This is a genomic window from Bremerella cremea (assembly GCF_003335505.1).
GTDB lineage: Bacteria > Planctomycetota > Planctomycetia > Pirellulales > Pirellulaceae > Bremerella > Bremerella cremea_A.
Map to the genome: position 1 here is coordinate 239,385 of NZ_QPEX01000044.1, position 23,364 is coordinate 262,748.

The 23,364-nt window shown below is 54.3% G+C and carries 17 protein-coding genes; 6 read left to right on the top strand and 11 right to left on the bottom strand.

Annotated elements, in window-relative coordinates; genetic code table 11:
* Positions 1–81 precede the first annotated feature (81 nt).
* The 5 genes from DTL42_RS20510 to xseA all read right to left on the bottom strand — a co-directional run bounded on the left by DTL42_RS20510 (position 82) and on the right by xseA (position 5,678).
* Positions 82–972, bottom strand: a complete 891-nt coding sequence (locus DTL42_RS20510; protein ID WP_234824285.1) for an NAD(+)/NADH kinase — start codon at positions 970–972, stop codon at positions 82–84.
* Positions 973–1,069: 97 nt separating this feature from the next.
* Entirely contained in the window at positions 1,070–2,974 is a 1,905-nt protein-coding gene (dxs, locus tag DTL42_RS20515) for a 1-deoxy-D-xylulose-5-phosphate synthase (protein WP_114371651.1), read from the bottom strand.
* A gap of 5 nt (positions 2,975–2,979) precedes the next feature.
* Positions 2,980–3,876 carry a polyprenyl synthetase family protein gene (locus DTL42_RS20520; protein WP_114371751.1) on the bottom strand — a complete coding sequence of 299 codons (897 nt, stop codon included), beginning with the start codon at positions 3,874–3,876 and terminating at the stop codon, positions 2,980–2,982.
* Between the two features lie 83 nt (positions 3,877–3,959).
* Positions 3,960–4,334 (bottom strand): exodeoxyribonuclease VII small subunit, encoded by a 375-nt coding sequence (gene xseB / locus DTL42_RS20525; protein ID WP_199590186.1) that lies wholly within the window; start codon positions 4,332–4,334, stop codon positions 3,960–3,962.
* A 99-nt stretch (positions 4,335–4,433) separates the two neighbouring features.
* Positions 4,434–5,678, bottom strand: coding sequence for an exodeoxyribonuclease VII large subunit (gene xseA, locus DTL42_RS20530; RefSeq protein WP_114371684.1), 1,245 nt, complete (start codon positions 5,676–5,678; stop codon positions 4,434–4,436).
* 188 nt (positions 5,679–5,866) lie between these two features.
* On the opposite strand from xseA, the gene DTL42_RS20535 reads away from it, so the two are divergent.
* Entirely contained in the window at positions 5,867–7,672 is a 1,806-nt protein-coding gene (locus DTL42_RS20535; protein ID WP_114371690.1) for an NPCBM/NEW2 domain-containing protein, read from the top strand.
* Here DTL42_RS20535 and DTL42_RS20540 read toward each other — a convergent pair.
* Positions 7,669–8,514: a lysophospholipid acyltransferase family protein gene (locus DTL42_RS20540; RefSeq protein WP_114371692.1), complete on the bottom strand. Its 846-nt coding sequence runs from the start codon at positions 8,512–8,514 to the stop codon at positions 7,669–7,671. The two genes, DTL42_RS20535 and DTL42_RS20540, sit on opposite strands and share 4 nt — an antisense overlap.
* A gap of 32 nt (positions 8,515–8,546) precedes the next feature.
* A complete protein-coding gene (gene dapF, locus DTL42_RS20545) occupies positions 8,547–9,416 on the bottom strand; it encodes a diaminopimelate epimerase (protein WP_114371753.1) in 870 nt (289 codons plus the stop codon).
* Positions 9,417–9,563: 147 nt separating this feature from the next.
* Between dapF and DTL42_RS20550 the strand changes: the two genes are divergently transcribed.
* Positions 9,564–10,310, top strand: coding sequence for an ion transporter (locus DTL42_RS20550; protein ID WP_114371694.1), 747 nt, complete (start codon positions 9,564–9,566; stop codon positions 10,308–10,310).
* Positions 10,311–10,387: 77 nt separating this feature from the next.
* Here DTL42_RS20550 and DTL42_RS20555 read toward each other — a convergent pair whose 3' ends face one another.
* The 3 genes from DTL42_RS20555 to DTL42_RS20565 form a co-directional block, all read right to left on the bottom strand.
* Positions 10,388–10,738: a hypothetical protein gene (locus DTL42_RS20555; protein WP_114371696.1), complete on the bottom strand. Its 351-nt coding sequence runs from the start codon at positions 10,736–10,738 to the stop codon at positions 10,388–10,390.
* Between the two features lie 250 nt (positions 10,739–10,988).
* Entirely contained in the window at positions 10,989–14,222 is a 3,234-nt protein-coding gene (locus tag DTL42_RS20560) for an AsmA-like C-terminal domain-containing protein (protein WP_147274378.1), read from the bottom strand.
* Between the two features lie 88 nt (positions 14,223–14,310).
* Positions 14,311–15,636, bottom strand: coding sequence for an ArnT family glycosyltransferase (locus tag DTL42_RS20565; protein WP_114371700.1), 1,326 nt, complete (start codon positions 15,634–15,636; stop codon positions 14,311–14,313).
* A 332-nt stretch (positions 15,637–15,968) separates the two neighbouring features.
* Here DTL42_RS20565 and DTL42_RS20570 point away from each other — a divergent pair, with 332 nt between their 5' ends.
* Positions 15,969–17,567, top strand: coding sequence for an MFS transporter (locus DTL42_RS20570; RefSeq protein WP_199590187.1), 1,599 nt, complete (start codon positions 15,969–15,971; stop codon positions 17,565–17,567).
* A gap of 66 nt (positions 17,568–17,633) precedes the next feature.
* Here DTL42_RS20570 and tilS read toward each other — a convergent pair whose 3' ends face one another.
* Positions 17,634–18,566 (bottom strand): tRNA lysidine(34) synthetase TilS, encoded by a 933-nt coding sequence (gene tilS, locus DTL42_RS20575; RefSeq protein ID WP_158545494.1) that lies wholly within the window; start codon positions 18,564–18,566, stop codon positions 17,634–17,636.
* 903 nt (positions 18,567–19,469) lie between these two features.
* On the opposite strand from tilS, the gene rny reads away from it, so the two are divergent.
* From rny to DTL42_RS20595, 3 genes are read left to right on the top strand one after another with little or no spacing between them, the layout of a single operon-like run.
* Positions 19,470–21,023 carry a ribonuclease Y gene (gene rny, locus DTL42_RS20585; RefSeq protein ID WP_114371708.1) on the top strand — a complete coding sequence of 518 codons (1,554 nt, stop codon included), beginning with the start codon at positions 19,470–19,472 and terminating at the stop codon, positions 21,021–21,023.
* Positions 21,024–21,051: 28 nt separating this feature from the next.
* Complete coding sequence (locus DTL42_RS20590) at positions 21,052–21,855, top strand: TIGR00282 family metallophosphoesterase (protein WP_114371710.1); 804 nt, start codon at positions 21,052–21,054, stop codon at positions 21,853–21,855.
* Positions 21,856–21,894: 39 nt separating this feature from the next.
* Positions 21,895–23,361, top strand: a complete 1,467-nt coding sequence (locus DTL42_RS20595) for a sulfatase-like hydrolase/transferase (protein WP_234824286.1) — start codon at positions 21,895–21,897, stop codon at positions 23,359–23,361.
* Positions 23,362–23,364: the final 3 nt, after the last annotated feature.

Below are 23,364 nucleotides of genomic sequence, written 5' to 3' on the forward strand. Positions count from 1 at the left end.
TTCGGGTCTTTTGGGAACAGTTTTCAGCATTCAATGCCCCTCTCTGGCCGAACACTAAAAACTGAACACTTCAAACTATTACTACCGTCCGTGTTCTATTTGACCGCCCCAGCCAAGTTTTTCGCGGAGCGTGCGGTAGTAGTTGTGATCGTGGGTCGCGACGAGCTTGAATCTTGGTTCCGCTTGGTCGACGCGAACGCGGTGGTCGCTGGTAATCGGGCTGAGGACGCGGCCGTCGACAACAACCGACATCTTTCGTTCCGCACCACGTAGGTGCATCTCGAAACATCGATCTCCCGTATCAACCACAGGCCGCATCGTCAGCGTGTGCGGATTGATCGGACTGACCACGAAAGCCCGCAAATCGGCCCGCAAAATAGGACCACCTGCCGACAGATTATGCGCCGTCGAACCGACCGGTGTGCTGATGATCAAGCCATCGCAGCTATATGATGTCGCTAACAGTCCATCCACGTAAAGATCAATCGTGCGGATTTGGAACGGAGGACCGCCGAGAATCGCCATTTCGTTCAAACCAATCCGCTCGGCGATCACTTCATTGTCCTTTAGAACCTGACAACGAAGCATCATGTGTTCCATTATTTGGCACTCGCCGGCAACCAACGAAGCTAACTGGTCGACGAAAACCTCAGGCGTGAAAGTCGTCAGAAACCCAAGATTCCCCATATTTACGCCGATAATTGGCGTCTGGTTGTGCCCCATACTACGTGAAGCCCCCAGAATCGAACCATCTCCTCCTAAAACAATTGCGAAGTCGGCTTCAACCTGGGAAAGATCCGACTCCCAGTTCAGATCGGTCAGCACCACGTCCGCGAATTGAGGCAAGACGTGCAGCAGACGCTCGGTTTCTTCTTGCACATGAGGCCGATTGCCGGCCCCTAGCAACATGACACGCGGCCTGTCCTTGCCAATCCAGTCTGGGGCTTTCGGGTGCGGGGGAGTCAAAGTCATGGGAGGCAAATCCCGGGTAAGGTCCAAGAGTGCGGAATACGCCCGTAAATGAAGTCGACGACCGCATCTCGATCCGCACTTGCGGACCTTACGGGATTTAGTGGGAGGACGAAACCTTGCGTTGTACGCCAGCCAACTCACGGCAAACGGTCGCAATGCCGAGTGAGTCGAGCTGAAGTTCGGCCAGGATTTCGGCTCTGTCTCCATGTTGTACGAAGACGTCCGGAATTCCAAGTCGCTTTACATGGCTCGCATCGACACCAGCATCGGCGGCTTCTTCCAGCAAGGCACTGCCAAAGCCGGTCAATAAAGCCCCTTCTTCCACCGTGACGACGAAAGGGGACTCGCGGAGAATGGGCAAAATGGTTTCGGCGTCAAACGGTTTCACAAAACGCGCATTGACCAGCGTGATATCGAGACCATCTTTGGCCAGCATTTCAACCGCCTTGTTCGCTTCAGCCAGTTGGGCCCCGTAACAAATGACGGCTCCGTCCTGACCACGGCGAAACACTTCGGCTTTGCCTAATTCCAAGGGGGCACGATCTCGCTTGATGTTTTCAGCGTTGGTTTTGGGGTAGCGAATCGCTGTCGGATGATCCACTTCCACGGCGAAGTCGACCATCGCCGTCAATTCGTCGGCATCGCCCGGAGCCATGACGATCATGTTGGGGAACATCCGCATATAACCGACATCGTACATGCCATGATGCGTCGGTCCATCCGCAGCAGTAATTCCGGCTCGGTCCATCGTGAAAACGACCGGCAGATCCTGCAGGGCAACTTCCTGGAAGACCTGATCGAAGCTGCGTTGGAGGAATGTGCTGTAGATGTTAACGACCGGGCGGAGTCCCGCTTTGGCCTGACCAGCCGCAAAAGCAACCGTATGCGATTCGCAAATCCCGGTATCGAAAAAACGTTCGCCAAACTCTTCGCGGAGTGGCTCCATCTTCGTTCCTTGGCACATCGCTGCCGTAAGAACGGTTACCTTTTCGTTGCGACGCATCACGGCGGCAATCGCATCGCGGGCGTAATTGGTGTAAGCCTTCGAGCCTTCGCGTTTGGTTTCTTCTTCTTTGACTTCGCCTGGTTTGCAAATCGCCGGAGGCGTGTGGTAGTAGACGGGATCTTCGGCCGCTGGATCGTAGCCGTGCCCTTTTTCGGTCACCACATGCAGCAAGGTTGGTCCCTTCTGCGATTTGACCATCTCCAGGTATTTCCGCAGCAGCGGAATGTTGTGGCCGTCGATCGGACCGATGTAATTGACGCCCAGCTCTTCAAACAGCATCCCGCCGTGCAGGCCAGCTTTGACGCCTTCTTTCAGTTGGGCGAGGAAACGTTCGGTCGGGTCGCCGAAAACGGGGACCATGTTCAGCGCTTTGACGATTTCATGCTTGAAACCGGTATAGAACGGGTTCATCCGCAAGCGGTCGAAGTAGTCGGCCACTCCACCTACGCGTGGGCAGATCGACATCTTGTTATCGTTCAAGATGATAATCAGGTTCCCCTTGAGCGTCTTAGCGTTGTTGAGCGCCTCGAACACCATGCCACAAGGAAATGCCCCGTCTCCAATGACCGCCACCGCATGACGATCGCCGTGGCCAGCCAAGTAATCACCACTGGCCAGTCCCATCACCGTCGAGACGCTCGCCCCGGCATGCCCTGTCATGAACAAGTCGTAAGGGCTCTCGTTGGGGTTGGGGTACCCCATTAGGCCCCCTTTGGTTCGCATCGTGTTGAACTGATCGTAGCGCCCGGTAACCAGCTTATGCGGATAAACCTGATGGCCGGTGTCCCAGATCAAGCGATCTTGTTCGAAATCGAACGTGCGATGCAGGGCAATGCACAGTTCAACCACACCTAAGTTGGAAGCAAAGTGGGCCGTGCGAGTCGCCACCAAATTACATAACACCTCACGAATCTCAGTGGCCAACTGATTGAGCTGGGCCGTATTGAAATTCTGCAGGTCTTCTGGCGATTTAATCGAGGGGAGTAGTTCCGCCATGGCGATTAGTGGTTCCTTTCCAGCACGTAGTGAGCCAGTGAAATAAGCGCATCTCCTCCGCAGGGCAGGGTGGCAACGGCTTCACTTGCCTGATGTATCAATTGTTCTGCTTTGCGCCGGCTCTCTTCAATACCCCAAACCCCAGGAAAGGTCATCTTTCCCTTTCCCGCATCCTTACCAACGCGTTTGCCCATCGCTTTTTCGTCCCCTTGGACGTCCAGCAAGTCGTCGGTGATTTGAAAGGCTAAACCGACCGCATCTCCGTAGCAGGTCAGCGCGGTCAGCAAACTTTCGCTTGCCCCGGCAACAATCCCCCCCAACCGAAGTGAGACGGTAATCATCGCACCGGTTTTGCGACGATGTATCTTTGCCAAATCGTCAGCCGTGCCTGGCAAGGTCTCGAACTGTAAATCGTCTACTTGGCCGCCAACCAACTGGCTGGCCCCAGCGGCACGGGTTAATTCGCGTAAACAGCGGCGAGATTGCTCGGCATCGGGGATTTCGGTGGCAAGAATCTCGAAAGCCCGCGTTAGCAGTGCATCGCCAGCCAATATCGCGGTGGCCTCGTCAAACTGGCGATGGCAAGTCGGACGCCCGCGTCGCAGGTCATCGTCATCCATCGCTGGTAAATCGTCGTGAATAAGGGAGTAAGCGTGAACCATCTCGACCGCACATGCCGGAGGAATCGCTTGCTTCCTTTCTGAACCGCACGCTTCCGCCGCAAGCAACGCCAAAACAGGGCGGAGGCGTTTGCCTGGGGCCAGCAAACTGTAACGTATTGCATCCCGCAAACGGGACGGGCAATCGTCATCAAATTCGGTGAGCCGGACTAATGCGGCATCGATTTCGGGTCGAAGCCGTTCGGCAATTTCGCGAAACGTGTCCGTTGACACCTCGGCCATGCTCATTCCTGCGCGATCTGAGAACAAAGGGAACGGAACAAACTTCGTGGCCACTAAGCCGCCTTCCGTTGCAAGGTCCTATTTTAGAACAACTTGCGACCGTCGTCCACGTTATCTGTGGTCGATTTACCCGTAGATTTCTTGGCAGTACCCCTCCGTTTGGCCCGGGACTCGGCCTTTTCGTCGAGGGACATTTCCTCGTCCTCAAACGCCTGGGTAACGGGGTTCCCCTCTGCGTCGACGCCCGAAAGGAGCTCGATCTTACGTTCCGTCGTCTTCAATACCGCATGACATTGCTTAAGGACTTCGATCCCACGCTGGTACTTGTCGAGCGCCTCGTCCAAGCCTAACTGTCCCGTTTCTAGCTGCTGGACAATCTGTTGCAGCTCCGCCAAACCTTCCTCGAATTTGGGCGGGGCATCATCCTGCTGGGCTTCTGGGGTCTTCTTTTTGGCCAAAGTAACATCCTTCGTGGGGCCCGACATCACGGACCAAAATGCGATATTTTTTAACTTGGCGGCCGTACAACGAGAACTCGCTCAGCCGACCATTACGTGTTACGACTCGTTTGGTTCGCTCGATTCCACCCGGCTGAGGATTCGTCCGTGGGGCAAAATGGTTTCGATTTCGTCCCCCGGCTGAACCTGGTTTATCTCACGAATCACATCTCGCTCGACATTTCGTGTAACCGAGTACCCACGCGACAACACTGCCAAGGGAGACATCGCTTCCAACTGGGCTGAACGGCGGGCCATCGCCTCTTGCGCATTTTGGAGTCGGCGCCGAATTGCCCGAGTTGCGGCCGTATCGAGTTCATCAAGCGTGCGTTGGTAGTCGTGGACCATCTCGAAAGGATGCGTGAATAAACGGTTGCGAGAAAGCAGTTCCAACTTGGCGGCGGCTCGGTCGTAGGTCGCTCGGAGACCGGTAGCCAGACGCTGCTTTAAGCTGCCTAGTCGTTCCTGAATCTCAGCCATCGACGGCACCACCAATTCGGCGGCTTCACTGGGGGTCAATGCCCGCACGTCTGCGGCAAAGTCTGCCAAGGTAACATCGATTTCGTGCCCTACGGCTGAGATCGTCGGAATTTCGGAAGCCGCGATCGCCCGAACAACGACCTCTTCGTTGAAGCACCATAAGTCCTCCATGCTTCCGCCGCCGCGTCCTACGACCAGTACGTCGGGGCGTTGCGCAAGCTGGTTCGCCTTTTGAATTCCGGCGGCGATCTCTTGAGCGGCTCCTTCTCCTTGGACACGAGCAGGAATCACCAGCACTTCGACGTTTTTCCAGCGGCGATTCATCACTTCCAGAAAATCACGTACCGCCGCCCCCGTGGGGCTGGTTACGAAAGCGATTCGCCGTGGAAACTTCGACAGCGGGCGTTTGCGATCCGCCTCGAAGAGCCCTTCAGCAGCAAGTTTCTGCTGCAGTTGTCGTAATTTCAGTTGCAGAGAGCCCACGCCGCGCGGCTCGATTTCGCGGATCACCAGTTGGTAACTTCCGCGTGGCGGGTAGACATCGAGTTGCCCGTGGCAAAGCACTTCCTGCCCATCTTCCAGGTCGAAGGGAAGCTTGGCGGCCGTATTGCGCCAGAGAACAGCCCGAATCTGGGCTTCGTCGTCTTTGAGCGTCAGATAAATGTGCCCGCTGCGCGGCTGCGACAAGTTCGAGATCTCACCTGCCACCCAGACTGCCGGGATCGCCATTTCGAGCGTTCCCTGAATCAAGGCCGTCAATTGCGACACACTGAGGACCGGCGGCTTTCCTTCTGGTTCAGACCAGCCTTCGAGTTCGGCATCCATGTCGACAATAAAATCCCGGAAAAAACAGCATTCAACAGGCACACGAGCCAGGGCTGCGCATGATAGACCAGAATTACCAATTTCGGAAGGGTCGAGGCAAACAGGTGAGGACAGAGACCTTCCTGCCAGTTAATATATAGTTGTGCGCAGCCTACCTCCTTCCTCCCACCTTTAGGATTCAACTTTCCATGCGAAAGTTTGCTTGCTCGCTGTTATTGCTTCTTACTTTGGCCATGCCGGCGCTGGCCGACGAAACCTCGACCGCCCAAGCCCTGCAAGAGCGCGTGCGAGCCTTTCATGCAGATGCCCCGCACGAAGACTTGAAGCTGCGGGTAATCTACTTTCATCCCGCCGACCGCGAGCCGCAGTCCAACTACCAAGCGCGAGTCAATCGGATCGTGCTGGACATCAAGGACTTCTACGACACCGAGTTCGCGCGAATCGGTCTGCAAGACGCCGAGTTGCCGCTGGAGATGGACGGCGAGGAAGTCAAAATTCATGTGGTGAAAGGCGCCGAAAACCACGACAGCTACGGTTACGACGTCCAATACGGTTTGAAAATTCTCCGCGAGATCGGCCAACAACTACGCGGCCAAGTTGATCCAGAACGGGAATTTCTTTTGATCTTGTGCGGCTTGTGCGACAAGCAGGACAAAGGGGTCTACAAGATTTATTCTCCCTATTATGGTCTCGGCGATGCGAATCAGGTTCGGGGCATTTGCTTCGCCGCCGATTGCGAAATGCTCGACACGTTGAATCTGACCAAGACTAAGGAGCCGTTCCGCTACAACGAACACAATCGCGATCAACGTCGCTCGCTGGCCGATTTCAACACGGTTTTCATCGGCGGCATGGCCCACGAATTGGGGCACGGACTGAGCCTACCTCACAACCACGAGCTTTCATCTGAACGCGACAAAGGGACGGCGCTCATGGGGTCGGGCAATTACACTTACCGTGCAGAATTGATCGGCAAAAAGGGGAGCTTTATGACGCTGGCCAGCGCGACCCGCATGCTGTCGCACCCGCTGCTAACGCAAAGCAACAAACAGCGATTCGACCGGGGACACGTACGCGTCTCGGATGTGACCTTCCAGGGAACAGGAAAAGCGTTGACCGTACGCGGCAAAGTGGAATCGAACATCGAACCGTTCGCCGTAATCGCCTACAGCGACGCCGAAGGAGGTAGCAACTACGATGCGTTCCAATGGACAGAGGAAGTCCGGCCAGACGGAACATTCGAGATCACGCTCGACGAACACAAGCCAGGACCTAATGCCTTGCGGCTGAACTTCTGTCACGTTAACGGAGCGACCTCGGAAGTCAGCTATGGCTTTACCGCCAACGAACGAGGGGAGCCCAACATTCAGGCCCTGCAAGATTCGCTGATCAAAGGCGATATTGAACAAAAACTCCGCTCAGGCGATTTCCACGCGGCCCATACACTTGCGGCCAGCTACTGGAAAGCCCATCCTGAAACGACTATCGCCGAATTCCTGCAGCAGTGTCAGGCTTACCAGGGCAATACCCGACTGCGTGCCTTACAAGATGTTACCGAGAACGCAGTATTTCTTTCCGACATCCAGGCCGAAAAAGAGGAGGTCGAATTTGGTCGCCCAACGCGGAATGCGATTTACCATTCGCGACGCCGCCAGGGCAGCGGATTCTTCTTAATGCCAGGGGGCCAGATCCACGGCAAGGGTCTGTATGCCCATGCTAAGTCGAACTATACCTTCGCTCTTGATGGAACCTGGAAGAAGTTGACAGCAGTAGCTGGCCTTCAGCCAGGTGCCCCGGAACAGGGCAGCGTGGTCTTCATCGTGCAAGGAGACGGAAAAGAGCTTTATCGATCGGAGAGGCTGCAAGGCTCGAATGTCGCTCAGATCGAACTCGATATTAGCGGCGTGAAGCAACTGGAATTGATCACCCAAGCGGCAGGCCAAGGCAGTCGCGGCTGCTGGTCGGTGTGGGGCTCGCCTCAAATCAGCCGTTAAGAAGCCACGCGGAACGGAAGAATGGCAGGCTCGGCCACTCTTTCTTCCTGCATCGGCGGCTGAGGCATAAGGTCGCGTTCGGCTGCCTGGCTCCAAAAACGCCGCTTGTCAGAAATATCTTTCTGAGCGGCCAGCGGAGTAGCTGTCGGAAAGAATGCGACTTCGTTCTCGCCTGGCAAACGAGACTCGGCCCAGTTCTCGGCGGTGACCGTTAGTTGGGTCAGAACACGTTGCACTTGCAGGCGATATGCTTCTGCCTGATCGCGATCGATTTTGCGCGGAACATAGATCGCTTCCCCCATGATCATACGTGCTCGGCTGAAGGGGCGGGGCAGGGCGAACTTGTCCCACGTTCCCAGCCGGACCGGTCGATCCATGCCAAACCCCATTGGAATGAGTGGCATTTGCAACTTCGAGGCCAAATAGATCGGCCCCTGTGCGAGTTCGCGTCGCGGACCTTGCGGACCATCGGGAGTGATCGCCAAATGCTGGTCACGGGAAATCTTGATCAACTCTTTGAGCGCGGTAATGCTTCCCCAACTGGAAGATCCACGCACCGTGCCAAACCCCATGATCGAAGCCGCATGGGCCAGCCACTCGGCATCACGGTGCCGACTCAAGAGCATCGAGATCTCGCAATGCCCCCGCAAGGCAAAGGGAATCGTGATGTACTCGTGCCAGAAAATATAAATGCCACGCCGTGGACAAAACGGATTGGCCGGGTCGTTCTGCGCCTGGTAGTACATCGCTCGGATGTCCAGCGTACTCATCACCGTTTTTAGCATCGTCACCAAGGCCATACCGCCGGTTCGTGCTATCCAGGGATGAAGATTCTTACGCATGGCATCCTTGCCCTAACCAGGGAGATGGGAAACTAGGCCAGTTCCGAATACAAAGGTACATCCTGTGGTATCGTCCAAACCCCACTGAAAACTTCTTCCGCCGGGCCGGTCATATAGACATTATTGTCTTCTTCGCTCCAGTAAAGCTCTAAATCCCCCCCGAGCAGGTGATTTACAATGCGTCGATGCAGCTTGCCGGCTAGCACGCCAGCAACGCAAACAGCACTAGCACCGGTGCCGCAAGCCAACGTTTCGCCACTTCCGCGTTCCCAAGTTCGCTGCCGTACTTCGTTCGGGCTGATGACTTCAATGAACGCGACATTAACCCGGGCCGGAAACTGGGGAGCATTTTCGATCTGAGGGCCAATCCCTAATACCAAATCATCGTCTGCCTTGTCGACAAAGATCACGCAGTGCGGATTGCCCATCGAAACACAAGTCGCCTCGAACATCCGACCGCTGATCTCAAGCTCTTTTTCCACAACCGGCGTTTCACCAAAGGTGGTTGGAATCTTCGCTGCGTCGAGGATCGGCTGTCCCATATTTACGGTAACCCGCTTGGCCGTTTTGCCATCGGTTTCGAGGTCCACCGAAAGTATGCCGGCTCCGGTTTCGAGCTTGAGCTTATCCTTCTTGGCGATCCCGTGGTCGTAAACGAACTTGGCGACACAGCGCAAACCGTTACCGCACATTTCCGATTCCGATCCATCGGCATTGAACATCCGCATCCGGGCATCGGCCACGTCGGAAGGCATGATCAAGATTAACCCATCGCCACCAATCCCAAAATGGCGATCCGAAACCAATGGAGCAAGCTTCTCTGGCGGGGCAGGCAACGATTCTTCAAACAAGTTGACATACACGTAGTCGTTTCCGGCTCCGTGCATTTTTGTAAAACGCATCTGCGACATTGGGATTCCAACAAATTCGATTTTCAGACCAAAATTCAAGGGCTTCTATCATATCGCGAAGGGGGTCTAGGAGTTAAGGCCGCTATTGGCGACATTTAGAAGGATGGACGCCCCGTTTTCACCTTGCTAGCAACCAAGATGCCTACCCTGAAACAAATTGTTGAAAAACACGACACGCCAGCTGGGCGGATTTTTGACTTTTCAATTCTCGCCATGGTCGTCGTAACACTATTTAGCTATTCCTTGAGCACCATCCCCAATCTATCGGCAACGGGTCGTATTTGGCTATCACGACTCGAGACTCTCTCATTCGCCGTTTTTTCTTTGGAATATTTGCTACGAATCTACGTTGCCACTCCGAAGCGAAAGTACATTTTCAGCTTCTTTGGGCTCATCGACCTGTTGGCGATTCTTCCCTTTTTCATTGGCTTTAGCGTTGACCTACGCTCGATCCGGGCTTTACGTTTGCTGCGTTTGTTCCGCATCTTGAAACTGGCCCGCTACAGCGCAGCGGTTCGCCGTTTTCATCGTGCTTTGATCATCGCCAAGGAAGAAATCATTCTGTTTCTGAGTGCCGCGTTGATCATTCTTTACTTAGCCGCCGTGGGAATTTATCAGTTCGAGAACGAAGCCCAGCCTGAGTCGTTTGGCTCCGTATTTCATTGCCTCTGGTGGGCCGTAGCCACGCTAACCACGGTGGGCTACGGCGACGTCTATCCCGTTACGATCGGCGGAAGAATCTTTACGTTTGTGATTTTGGTAATTGGTCTCGGTGTGATTTCTGTCCCGGCAGGCTTAGTCGCCACTGCTTTGGCTCAGGCCAGGAAGCTAGAGGATGCTCAAAACCAACCTCCCGTGCCGGATGAGACGAACAACGAGGTTTAACACGCACGCCCTTTTTCCACAAATGTTTGACGCCGCTGTCCATCTCTCGGAAAGTTCGCCATCGCCAGAGGGAATGACTAGCCGCTGATATCGAGATGGCTGCCCGTTTTTCCGACGCCATCTTTGGGAGGGCGGTCGTCGTAAGTCGTTTCCCCTTCGAGTTCCAGTTCCGCAGCTTCCGAGTCTTCTGCGGGATGCTCGGAACGCTCCCAGGCTCGGCGTCCGTCGGCATCTCGATCCGAGGTCTTTTCGCTCTCGTCGGCGTCGCTAATACCGGCCGCCTGTTCGGCCTTCTCGGTCGCTTCGAGCAGACGGGCCTGGCTGCTGGTCGCTTGCTGCGTTTGGGCAACGTCAGACGAATTACGCTGAGCCAAATCGGTCGCGGCTACGGAACTGGCAAACGAAATGCCGGTCGGTCCTATGCTCATCGCCGAGACTCCTCGTAGGGCTCAAATCCGCTGGAAACGCAATAAAACGGCTACAAGAACACTCGTTGATAGAGAGAGTTCCCTAGTTTTAACCCTGGACTGGGTTCCGCTTCCTGTCAAACGTTTACGGATACGAAGGAGCACATCGAGTTGTTTTCCGCTAAATGAATCGCTCTATCTGGTACCATCGGCATAGAAGCCCCCCATCTTCAGGGAGAACCTCGCAAGCATTCCACGAAAGCACCTTTTGCTAGCGGGGAATCGAGTTACCGCGACGCACGCCGGCTGGCGATTCTGGCAAAGGAGGAGCCCCAATCGGCAGGCGAACCGATTTGGCAGGGAAAAGCTGCTCTAAAGTCTCGTTGACCAATGGGAAAATCTCTTGCTCGGTCGTCGGGTTATCAACCGTTCCCCCGACATGAATCACCATCAAGCTACGACTGGCTTCCCCCAGCACCGTACGCACCACCGGCAGATCGAACGACTGATTTCCGAACTCGGTGGTGAACTGCATGCTGATCTGGCCATCGAGCTTAGCTTCTCCATTTCCTTTTATCGAAAGAGCGTCGCCCGTTAGGCGGATATCATCCAGATAGACATAATTGCCCGACAAGCGATAGTTCACATCCGCCGTGTCGAAGGCATTCGTATTCGGGAAGCGGGCATTAAGCACTTTCAGCATCGCCACGGCCAGCGGCAGTTGGTACAGATTCGCATCGCGCAGTTGTAGCGAACCCTTGCCTTCGTAGGTGTACTCACTCTCCATCGTGCCGTTCATGCTGATGTTGCCGTATAGCCTTCCGGAGGTTTGTGCCCGGTTTTGTTGTCCTAAATCGATCAGCATTTGGCCTACGGTTCCATTGGCCAATGTGACATCGACCTGAAACGGCTGCACTCCTGCTAGTAGCATCCGACTATCTAAGTTCACCACACCACCAAACGTATTGCCGGTGACATTGCGGGCTGGTTCGTTTCCGTTACGGGGAACATGACGTCCCATGAGGAACTGCGTTTCATCGATCCAAAATGGTCCACGGACGTTTGATACCGGTATGCCGCGACACGTCACGCTATCGAGCATGTATTCACCAAACGAGCGAGCTCCCGTTTCGTCTGATTGCCCTTCAAATCGAATCTCGCCGTAAATATTGCTGACATGCGAACCGCGACGTATTTGCCCGCCAGCCATGTGGGCAGTCACGTTCCAGTTCATCTGAATCGAGCCACCTGGGTTGGGATTCGAGAGAACGACTTCCCCATTGGCATGGAACAACGGTCCGATTTGCAACTGCTGAAGCGACTTCTCAAGCTTGGCCGGCAGCGCCACCATCAAGTCCCGATCGATCACGATGTTCTCAATTCGCAAGTCTTGAAACCGAATCTGCCAGCGACGATCTTCTGGAAAGTAACAGCTTCCGTTGGTTGAAACACGGACGCCTCCATGGCGTGCGGTGAGTTGTTTGAGTGTGATTTGCCCGTTGCGAAATTCGACACTCCCAACCACATCGTCCAGCACGTAAGGGAAACCAACCGGCTCGACCGAGATCGCCCGGCCTGAGAGATTTCGGCTTCGCTCCCATTTCTGCGCGTTGACCCACAAGTCGCAGTCCCCTTGGGGATTAGGCCAATGCAATTGCACATCCATGTGATCAATCGAACCGCGCGGTCGCAATTGTTCCCAACCTTCCTGCGCTGCAGGGGGTAGGGCGTCTTTCAACTCGTCGTCCAGCGGGACGTCTTTGCAGGTAAACGATAAATTCAAGTCTCCCTGCTTACTGCCAGGAATTTCGCGCCACGTTCCACGACACGTAACATGTCCGCTATCGTTCATCCCGGTAAGCTGCTCGATGGTGACCACGTCATCTTGCCACGTGATCAACCCATTAATATCTGAAATGGGGTACTTGAATTTGTCGTACTTAACCGACGCATTGATGACCTCCATTCGCAACGTTTTATCTGACTTCACATTGGGATCGCTGTGCGTGACTATGGCAAAATCGACGTTCGCCTGACCTTGTAGATGAAAATCGCAGGCGACGTTGTAAACCCCTTCGTGGCAAGTGCGCAGGGCAAACTCGAACGTCGGATCCCAGCTAATCGGGTCTAAAGTGCGAATACGAACGGGGCCGCTGCTGTAGGGGCCAGGGTCCATCACGCTGCCGACGATCGAGACCCTCGACTTCCCCGCCTTGGCCAGCAAATCGACTTCCAGCAGGCGATCTTTAAAATCAATCTTGCCCCGCGCTTCCGTGACCGGATAAGGAAACTCTTCAAAGACAAAGTTTGTGCCACGGCAGTTTGCATGAATCTCTGGCACCCAACGCTGCCCATCGAAGTCGAGATTCAACGAGGCATCCAGCACCCCAGAAGGTTGATAACGCTTCCAGGTTTCCTGCATCGACAACGGCAACAAAACCTTCAAGCCTTTGTGCAAGTTGAAGTTTTTTAGTGTGGCAGAAATATGAATAGGGCTGTTCTGGGCCCAACCCTTTCGATCCATCGAGGCACTAACCGAGCCGTTTTCGTAATAGGCGACCATCTTCTCAACCCGAACCCCAGGCGGCGAGGCAATCACACGCCCTTGAATCCGTTCGATAGTGTTGGGTATGCGAGGATCGCTCCAACTTCCTTCCCGCAGATCAATCGTGGCAAGATAGTTGATTGGTCCGCTAACGCTACCGGAGGCTTGAAACGCAGCGTTGGCCATCCCGCTTAGGTGCGTCAGGTCTTTGACTTTTTCTCGCAATTCCTCGGGAAACTGCTGCCAAAGATGATCGTCGATTCGCAAGTTGCTAATCGTTCCTTGCGTAGAAAACGATTGTGATTCTTCATCAACCGTGGCGGTCAGCGCGGCGGCCTCCCAATTCTGAGAGCTGAGGACCGCTTTAATGTGCTTATGAATTCGATTTTGACCCGCCTGATTTCCAGCACCCGTCAAAACTTCGGTTTTGATTTGAAAGTCGACATCATCCAGTAAGCGTCGTACGTTCCCTCCATGGCGATCGGCCAGCAAGAAGGAAGCATCTTGCACTTCGACATCTGGGTTGTCGTCTCCCCACTTCGGCCCTGGGAAAAGATGCCGCAGATTCATTTGCCCGTCGGCATCCAAGGTTGCCGTTAGGCGAGGACGTTTAACAACGATCCGGTCGACCTTAAACTCACCGGAAACAAATTCCATGGGGTTGGTCGTGCAGTAGACCATGATCTCGTCGACCGAGACCATCTCTTGCGTTCGATAAACACTTGAACGCTGCGAGAGAGTGAAGCCGCGGATTTCGATTCCTTTCCCCTCGACAAACCGAGCCGAGCGAACCGAAACCAGCAAATTGTCATAGTGGCTGGCGAACTTCTTTTCGACGTACGAGCGAATCTCGTTGTTCAGATTGTGATAAAGATAGATTCCCAGCGCGCACGCCAAGATAACCACGGCAAACGTGGCCCACTTGAGAAAGCGATAGGTCGCGGAAAAATAACGTTTCACCCGATCGTGGAATCCTTTCCATGGGGGAGCATCCGGCGCTAAATCTTGGCAGAAACCAGCTTCCTGGTAAACGCCGGTTTGGGGCCTGCTAGCGGTTGTCGGCAATTTCCTTTTGGTTGCCTGAGGGAAACTTGTCGCTCGGGGCTGGCCATGATTGGTGCAACCACCCCGCCAGCAGCCCAGCACTAAGGATTGCCAACGCTAGCATAGGTGGCTGCCGATAGCGGATCGAGCTGACAAACACCATGTGCAGCAAACAGAAATAAAAGATCGGCAACGCCAGTAAAAAATAGATCCACAACCGCCTGGCAAAGAGAAAAGTCGCCGCTAATCCTGTCACCACAATCGGCAGGTACCCGGCCGCAATCACCAAGGCCATCTTGCCGCTCATTTCTTCGTTGTTGCCTAGCGGAGTCCAATATCGCCAACACTTGATGACAGCCAGCCGAGCCACCTGCCCAGGGTTATGCCGTGCCCAATCGATTGCCGCTTGTTTCATCAGGGCATCGCGACGCGACTCGTGTGTTCCTGGCAGTGGCTTCGTGGCTTGCATTTCGATTTGCTGTAATTGCTGCTCGAAGTCATTCACAAACTGCATATCGCTAGCCCCGGTAGCCGTTGGGCTAATCCCATCGTACAAGCTGGCCCCCACCTGAAGCGTCGTCGGCACGAACTGACCGATCACTTGGTAGTTCCGCACCCACCACGGCGTCATCACGATCGCCGCTGCCATTCCCGCCGTGAAATAAACCTCTAATTGCTGTTTTCGCGCTGGGTAAAACACCAAGCCAATCGGTGCTGCGAAGAAGGGAAACATGAGCCAACTGGGGCGGGTCAAAATCGCAATTCCGAAAACAGCCCCAGACAAAGCGGCAAAAATCAAACGCCTTGACGTCCTCTCGGCCCTCAAAGCGACAATCAACCAACCAAGGTTCAACAGCATCAATGGAGCGAATGGAGCTTCACTAAGGATGAACACGCTCATGGCGATCGCCCCGGGATAAAACGCCACCAGCACGGCGGCAATCACTGCCGCCACGGGGTTGAACAACATCCGTGCGATCCACGCTGCCAAGGCAATCGCCACCGTTCCGCAGACAATGCCAACGAGCCGTAAAGCCAGCGTCGGCGGCAGGTCCGTTGCCCAATAGAAAGGGGCCAGCATAAGCGAATAACCAGGGGTTCGCGTTACGTAAGCCGTACCGTAAGCGAAGTCTTCTCCGTGCGCGAGATGCCGCGCGAGGATCTCGTACCCGAGGCTATCGCCGAACATAAAACGCTCGCCGGCGGGCATTCTTCCTTCCCACCATACGGCAGTTGCCAGGCGAACCAGAAAGCCCACGACTACGATCAAGGCCAAGAGCCAGAGAAACTCTCGCTGCTTGGGTCTCGCAACTTGTTCCAAATTAGACATTTAGGTTGATCGTTCCCAATTGACAAATTGCCTGCGAGTCAATTTCACGGTGCGAATCTAGGTAAAGCAGAAAAGCTGTGCATGCTTGTGCAATTTTAGGGTCCTGGGGAAAATCTTGCCGGAAATCCCCCCAGGACAATAGTTTACTTCCATGACTGAGTCGGTATACTCGGACTGCCGCATACCTTGCGAGCATCAATTGCTAGTAAATCTAATCTCCTCCCGTCTCACCCCAGAGACAGACTAATACCGATCAGAAACGGCCCGCCTCCTGGGCAGTTGTCAATATTTCCCCCCATTATGCACATCTTCGTCTAGGAGTTCTTCATCCCATGTCTACTGCTGAAACCACGCAGCCATCACATTACAACAGGATGGCGCTCCTCATAGCCAGCTTCATGACCCTCATTGCAGCCGGTGTCGGTTTTGGGGTGCGAGCTGGGATTTTGAATGACTGGGCCAATCGCTATGGTTTCACCAAGGTTGATCTCGGCACGATCACTGGTGGTGGCCTGGTTGGCTTCGGTGTCACGATCATCTTCTTCAGCTTTCTAGCCGATAACTTTCTCGGTTACAAAAAGCTGCTGACATTGGCATTTGTCCTACATGCTTTGTCCGTAGTCATCACCTTGGCGGCTACTCCAGTATTCATCTTTGCAGGCAAAGATGCCACGTACTGGTGCCTGTACGTGGGCGTGTTCATTTTCGCCTTGGCCAACGGCGTGTGCGAAGCGGTTATTAATCCGCTCGTAGCAACGCTATTCCCGAAACAAAAGACCCACTACCTCAATATCCTGCATGCTGGCTGGCCAGCTGGCCTGATTATTGGGGGGATCATTGGCTACTTGTTTTGTGGTGAAGGGGCCAAAATTGTGCATGCCTATTGGGAAATTCCCTTGGCATTGTATATGGTGCCAACTTTGATTTACGGCATCATGGTTCTTAAGGAAGCTTTCCCTCCTTCCGAAGCCGCAGCGGCTGGGGTAACCACCAAGCAAATGCTGCTGCAGTTCCTCTCCCCATTGCTGCTGTTCCTGTTTTTCATTCAGGCAATGGTCGGCTACGTAGAACTAGGCACGGACAGCTGGATCACGAATATCATGGAGAACGTGATCTCCTCGAATGCGTTCCTCTTGTTTATCTATACCTCGTCGATCATGTTTGTGCTGCGGTTTTTTGCCGGGCCAATCGTCCACAAAATCAATCCTCTAGGCCTTTTGTTTGTTTGTGCCATCTTTGGTTGCACTGGTCTTTACTGGCTAGGTTCCGCCAATACTGGCCTGGCAATCGTCGCTGCAGCGACGGTTTACGGTTTAGGCAAAACCTTCTTCTGGCCAACCATGCTGGGTGTGGTCGGCGAACGCTTCCCTCGCGGCGGTGCAATTACCATGGGCGTGATGGGAGGCATCGGCATGCTTTCCGCAGGGCTGCTGGGGGGCCCAGGTATTGGTTACAAGCAGGACTACTTTGCTACACAAAAGATGGAGCAACTCGATCCTAAGCTATTCGAGGAATACCGCTCGGAAAAAACAAAAGCGTTCCTCTTTTTCCCAAAGATCTATGCCCTCGACGGTTCTAAAGTGGGTGTCCTCAGCGACAACGGAGAAGAACTCGCCCGACGCACTGAGATCGAAGAAAAAGAAGGCGAACTCTCCAAAGAAACCATCGCCCTAGATCAGTGGTGGGCAGCCAATAAGCCAGCCGACGAAGCTCAACTGAAAGAAACCCAAACCATCGTCGAAGAAGCCAACATTTACGGCGGCCGGATGGCATTGAAGTGGACGGCGATCATACCCGCTACGATGGGCATTTGCTACTTGATTCTGGTGATTTACTTCCATTTGCAAGGTGGCTACAAACAAGTCGTCCTGCATGGGGAAGAATCAGAAACCGAGCAGTACACCGGCGGTGTCCAAGGCCCGGTCGAGTAGTTCTCGACTCTCGGATCAAACAATCCAAGCAGGCGAGTCACTGAAAGTGACTCGCCTTTTTTTGTATTACACTTTTTGCAAAACCAAGACGTCCCCGTCTCGCATCGCCCGAATGTTCCCAGGCATGGTGTCGCTCGCCGTAGGATCGTCCGACTCGGCCAGGTCGCTTAAACGTTGCCAGTGAAGCTGCGTCATTTCTTGCCGCGGCCAATTTTGTTCGTTCCAGATGCGCACAAACAATTCTCGCACAAGGTAAGAAGGTACCTCTGCCAATTTGCGGACGACAACCAATCGCCCCAGCGCTGATGCCTGCACTGCTAAATCCATCAACGTTTGCACCTGAATGTCGATTACTTCCTGGCAGTCGCGGGCCTGCTGCCCGAGGCGAAACAAAGCGTGATCTACTTGCTCGCCATAAGCATCTCGCAGGTAGGGTAGCAGTTCGTTACGAATGCGATTTCGTGTGAACTCCGTCGTCGCGTTCGAAGCATCTTCGCACCATGGTTGCCCCATCGCTTTCAGATAGCGAATAATCTCTGCGCGAGAGAAAGAGAGCAGAGGGCGTACCAATCCTACACCAGGCAACAACTCGCGAGCCGGCTGAATGCCGCCCAGGCCAGCGATGCCAGTCCCTCTCAAAATACGATGGAGAATCGTTTCGATCTGATCGTCACGGTGATGAGCGGTTACCAAATACCTAGCTTCCATCTCGCGAGCAATCTGCTCAAAAAAGGCATAACGCAGCGTCCGGGCATTGGCCTCCAAACCCTGGCCCCCCTCTGCATCACTAGACCAATCGCAACTGGCAGTGCCAATACGAGCGGTTAGCCCCAGCTTTTTTGCCAAAGCTTCCACGAAAGTCGCATCCGCCTGGGACGCCTCTCCCCTGAGGCAATGATTGAAGTGAACGACGATTAACTTCTTTCGGGTGGCATGGTCGGCTAATTCTGCGAGTAGATGCAATAGCGCAACGCTATCTACCCCTCCAGAAACAGCCACGAGCGTTGTTCGATTTCGCCATGAGGCCAACGGCCAATGTTGGAGAAATCGCTCTGAAAGGTCATTCATATCGTGGAATCAATCGTGCCAGAGGCTATAAACGCAAAGAGATCGCCCCCCAAAACACGCTCGTTCTTATGGCAAGGGTAAGGCCATAAAGGTTAGCGTAGTCAAGCATTCCGGTGCATCTACTACGGTAGAAAGAATGTTAAGATGGATTCCCGCAACACGAAAAATGCTTGCTTCCCTTTGGGGGGTAACTCTGTTAATATAGCTTGAACGGGTCGTGCGCTCTATTATCGTGCGTACTTCTCTCGATTGTGTTGATCTAAGCGTTCAACGAATCAAGCGAATAGCATCGCCTGAGAATGGCTTGAGAAGAACCCAGTCGAAGTACCGGATAGGTAAAACCTTCTAGCCCCATTTGGCTTTTCGGAGGGCAAATAAGCGTGCAAGTACTCCTTTTCGTGATACGGCTCCTGTTGGCGGTCTGTCCTTTTAAGGTGGAAGTTCTGAGTCCGGTTCGTGTTCGTACGAAGACTGGATCGCGGCGCGCTTCTTCGCAACGAGAAACCGCAGTGGTCAATCTGCCGCTGCTTGGTTGGCTGGAAATTGACGCCCATCTCATTCCCCATAACGCCTGGGAAAGAGCCCGCCAAGGTTCTTCCAAACGTGCAGGCCCAACGTCCGGACGCTCGTCTGGCCGTCGACACGAAACCTGACCAGAGACACCCAAGGTGCGCTCGGTCGGTTCGTTCGGGGGAACGATTTTCACGTCCGGAAATTCGACGGATTTCTTTCAAGCAATTTCCAGGGTCCACTTTAAGACCTCGGAAATCTTTGCTCTGGCATGCCTATCGCCTCGTTGATCGCTATTCCATTTAGCTGCAGGAGTAGTAACACGTGGGATCGGGTTTGAATATCGCGCTGACGGCAGTCATCGCGGCGGTTGGATCCGCGCTGCTCGTCAAATTTATCGATCGGCTCCGCAAAAAAGACGTGGAGACCGAAGCCGCGCAAATTATCGATAAAGCCAAACAAGACTCTGAAAACCTTAAAAAGGAAGCCCTGCTCGAAGCCAAGGAAGAAGCCCTCCGTCAAAAGACCCAAGCTGAAAAAGAGCTTTCGAAACAACGGGACGAAATTCGCGAGCGAGAAAAATCGCTCGATCGTCGCGAAGAATCGATCGAACAACAAGCGACCCATCTCCGCAAACAGGAGAACATGGTCGAAAAAAATCAGCGCCGCCTAGCCGAAAAGATCGAAGAAAACGAGAAACGCTCGGTCTCGCTGGAAAATATCATTCGCGATCAGCAGGAACGCCTGCACCGCATGAGCGGGCTCAACGCCGACGAAGCCAAGAGCGAACTGCTCAAGTTGCTAGATCAACAGCTGCAATCCGAGACCGGAGCGATCATCCTCAAGCATCAGCGCCGCCTCGAAGAAGAAGTTCGCCCCATCGCCCAAGACATGCTGCTCACCGCCATGCAGCGATTCGCGGCCGCGCATACTGCGGAGTCGACCACCAGCACGGTGGACATCCCCAGCGATGAGATGAAAGGGCGAATCATCGGTCGCGAAGGGCGGAACATCCGCAGCTTCGAAAAGGAAACCGGCGTCGACGTCATCATCGACGATACCCCAGGGGTGGTGATTGTTAGTGGATTCGATCCGGTTCGCCGCGAGATTGCTCGCCAGGCGCTTAACAAATTGATCGCCGATGGCCGCATTCACCCTTCGCGGATTGAGGAAGTCGTTAAAGAAACGCACTCAGAAATCGAAAACACGATCCGCAAGAAGGGGGAAGAAGCCGCCACCGAAATCAATGTGATGGGGCTTCAACCTCGGCTGATCGAAATGCTGGGACGTCTCCATTTCCGCACCAGCTATAGCCAGAATGTCTTGAGGCATAGTGTGGAAGTCGGTTTTATCGCTGGGCTGCTGGCCGAGATGATTGGCCTTGATCCACAAATCGCCCGACGGGCTGGCCTGCTGCACGATATCGGCAAAGCGGCTGACCACGAATTGGAAGGGGGGCATCCTAAAATCGGTGCTGACCTGCTCAAGCGGCACGGCGAATCCCCGGAAGTCGTACACGCGGCGTTTGGACACCACGACGAGATCATTACCGAGTATCCTTATACAATGCTGGTTGCGACAGCGGATGCTTGTAGCGCTTCGCGTCCTGGTGCTCGTCGCGAGACGCTCGAACGCTATATCAAGCGTATGGAAGAGCTCGAAGCGATTGCCACCGGTTTTCATGGCGTAGAACAGGCTTTTGCCATTCAAGCCGGGCGAGAGCTCCGCGTGATTGCTGCCGCCAAGGAAGTCAACGACGAAATGGCCGCTAAGATTTGTCGTGATATTGCCAAGGCTTTTGAACAACAATTGACGTACCCAGGCGAAATCAAAGTTACCATGGTTCGCGAATCCCGCTTTACGGAATTCGCCAGGTAACCCCCTCACCACGGAAAGGCTGACTCCTTTGAGGATTCTGCACATCGGCGATATCGTCGGCAAAGTCGGACGCGACATCGTTCGCGATGCCGTCCCGGCGCTACGCGAGAAGTACAACCTTTCGCTGGTCGTGGCCAATGCGGAAAATGCGTGCGGCGGCTCGGGTCTAACCCCGGCTGCCCATCGCGAGTTGATCGATGCCCATGTCGATTGCATCACCATGGGGGATCACATCTATCGCCGCAAAGAGCTCAACAAGACCCTCGAATCGCAGCCCAACATCGTAAAGCCTGCCAACTACCCGACTTCGGCACCAGGCAAAGACTATGCGATTGTCCAATCCAAAGAAGGGTTGCGTGTCGCGGTAATCAGTGTGATGGGACGGGTTTTCATGCGACCGGTCGATTGTCCTTGGACAGCGATAGACCGTGTTCTTTCACAGCTTCCGTCGGACGTCAAAGTGCGTTGCGTTGACTTCCACGCGGAAGCCACCAGCGACAAGCAATTGATGGGACGCCACTTGGATGGCCGCGTAAGCTACTGTCTCGGTACCCACACGCACGTTGCCACAGCAGATGAACAGATCTTTCCCAAAGGAACGGCGTTCATGTGCGATGTCGGCATGACTGGCCCGCACGAAAGCATCATCGGCCGTCGCATCGATCGGGTTCTCGAAACCACGATGACCTTTCGCCCCACGCTGTTCGATGTCGCTCGCGACGACGTTCGCATGAATGGCGCAATCGTTGATGTCGATTCCCTAACAGGAAAGGCAACAGCAATCCAACGCTTCCAACTCCGCGAGGCCGACCTGAAAGAACTTCTGAAGTAAGCTCTCGCGATTTCACTACATGGCCAACGAGGTTTCCCGATGCGTCTCTCTCGCGCCTCTCTCACTAGCGACAAAGCGATGTTTTTTTTCACCTTGTCGCTCGTGATGTTAGCCACATTACTTCATTGCCAAGCCACGCACGCAGCAACGCGGCCCAACGTTGTGCTGATCTTGGCAGACGACTTAGGCTGGAATGCCGTCGGATACCATGGAGACTGGGTCCAAACACCCAACATCGATGGTCTCGCCAAAGAGGGCATTGAACTCGATCGTTTTTATGTCGCGCCAATGTGTTCTCCCACCCGAGCTGGCCTGCTGACGGGGCGCTATCCGATTCGGTTTGGCTTGGCCCGTGCGGTCATTCCACCTTACTGTAACGATGGACTTCCGCCCGCAGAACGCACCCTAGCTGAAGGTTTGCAAGTGGCTGGCTACAAGCATCGCGGTATTTTCGGGAAGTGGCACTTAGGCCATCATCAAAGAAAGTGGCATCCACTCGCCCAGGGCTTCACTCACTTCGTCGGCCATTACAACGGCGCGATCGACTACTTCGATTTAACCCGCGACGGAGAGCGTGACTGGCAAGTCAATTACGATCCGGCCACTGACGAAGGCTATTCGACCGATCTGGTGGCCAATGCCGCGTGTGCGTTCATTCGCGAAGCAGCTCAGGACGAAGCGCCATACTTCTGCTACGTTCCTTTCAACGCCCCCCACTCTCCCTTTCAAGCCAAAGCAGATGCCCTCCAGCAGGTGAAGGCAGGCCCGCACCCTAATAACTCGCAAACCTATCGAGCGATGATCTGGACGCTTGATCAAGCCGTTGGGCAAATCTTGAAAACGATCGACGAAACGGGCGAAGCCGATAATACACAAGTCTGGTTTCTCAGCGACAATGGCGGCGTCGGTCAGTTTCCCCGAAACAATCGTCCTTTGCGTGGCAGCAAGCTCACCACGTTTGAAGGAGGTGTCCGCGTGCCGGCCTGTGTCCGTTGGCCGGCAGAGTGGAAAGGGGAACGCAAGCTGGAAAACACGATGGGTTACATTGATGTGCTGCCTACCATCCTGGCAACCGCCGAAATCGGTCCGGCTGCCGGCCAGCCCAAGGGGCGCGAACTTGATGGGGTTAGCCTAAACGACTTATTCGCAGGTAGAACGAGCGATTTCCCAGAACGAGATTGGTACTCTTACCACGGCCAGCCTGGCCCGCAAAAAGAAACCATCGCTCTTAAAACAGAAAACTGGAAACTAGTGGTCAATGGTCCTGATATCCGGCAAGGCACCAGCCCCGCCACGCATGAAGTCTTTTTGTTTGCCATGCCGGACGACTTGCTCGAAAAGAACAATGTCGCCGAGCAGCACCCGCAAGTAGTCGAGCAGTTGCTTGCCAAGCTGGTCGCTCATCGCCAATTGCAACCAGAAGATGGCGTTCCCCCATACGGAACCGGCCAAAAGGGATTCAAGCCCTGGAAGAACTGGGATATAAAACTAGCACCTAACAATTAATTA

Excerpts from the sequence above, each read along its gene's own strand:
- DTL42_RS20555 (WP_114371696.1), bottom strand. The coding sequence starts at position 10,738 with ATGAGCATAGGACCGACCGGCATTTCGTTTGCCAGTTCCGTAGCCGCG.
- dapF (WP_114371753.1), bottom strand. The coding sequence starts at position 9,416 with ATGCGTTTTACAAAAATGCACGGAGCCGGAAACGACTACGTGTATGTC.
- DTL42_RS20595 (WP_234824286.1), top strand. The coding sequence starts at position 21,895 with ATGCGTCTCTCTCGCGCCTCTCTCACTAGCGACAAAGCGATGTTTTTT.
- DTL42_RS20565 (WP_114371700.1), bottom strand. The coding sequence starts at position 15,636 with ATGTCTAATTTGGAACAAGTTGCGAGACCCAAGCAGCGAGAGTTTCTC.
- DTL42_RS20510 (WP_234824285.1), bottom strand. The coding sequence starts at position 972 with ATGACTTTGACTCCCCCGCACCCGAAAGCCCCAGACTGGATTGGCAAG.
- DTL42_RS20570 (WP_199590187.1), top strand. The coding sequence starts at position 15,969 with ATGTCTACTGCTGAAACCACGCAGCCATCACATTACAACAGGATGGCG.
- DTL42_RS20520 (WP_114371751.1), bottom strand. The coding sequence starts at position 3,876 with ATGGCCGAGGTGTCAACGGACACGTTTCGCGAAATTGCCGAACGGCTT.
- DTL42_RS20550 (WP_114371694.1), top strand. The coding sequence starts at position 9,564 with ATGCCTACCCTGAAACAAATTGTTGAAAAACACGACACGCCAGCTGGG.
- xseA (WP_114371684.1), bottom strand. The coding sequence starts at position 5,678 with ATGGATGCCGAACTCGAAGGCTGGTCTGAACCAGAAGGAAAGCCGCCG.
- DTL42_RS20540 (WP_114371692.1), bottom strand. The coding sequence starts at position 8,514 with ATGCGTAAGAATCTTCATCCCTGGATAGCACGAACCGGCGGTATGGCC.
- DTL42_RS20535 (WP_114371690.1), top strand. The coding sequence starts at position 5,867 with ATGCGAAAGTTTGCTTGCTCGCTGTTATTGCTTCTTACTTTGGCCATG.
- dxs (WP_114371651.1), bottom strand. The coding sequence starts at position 2,974 with ATGGCGGAACTACTCCCCTCGATTAAATCGCCAGAAGACCTGCAGAAT.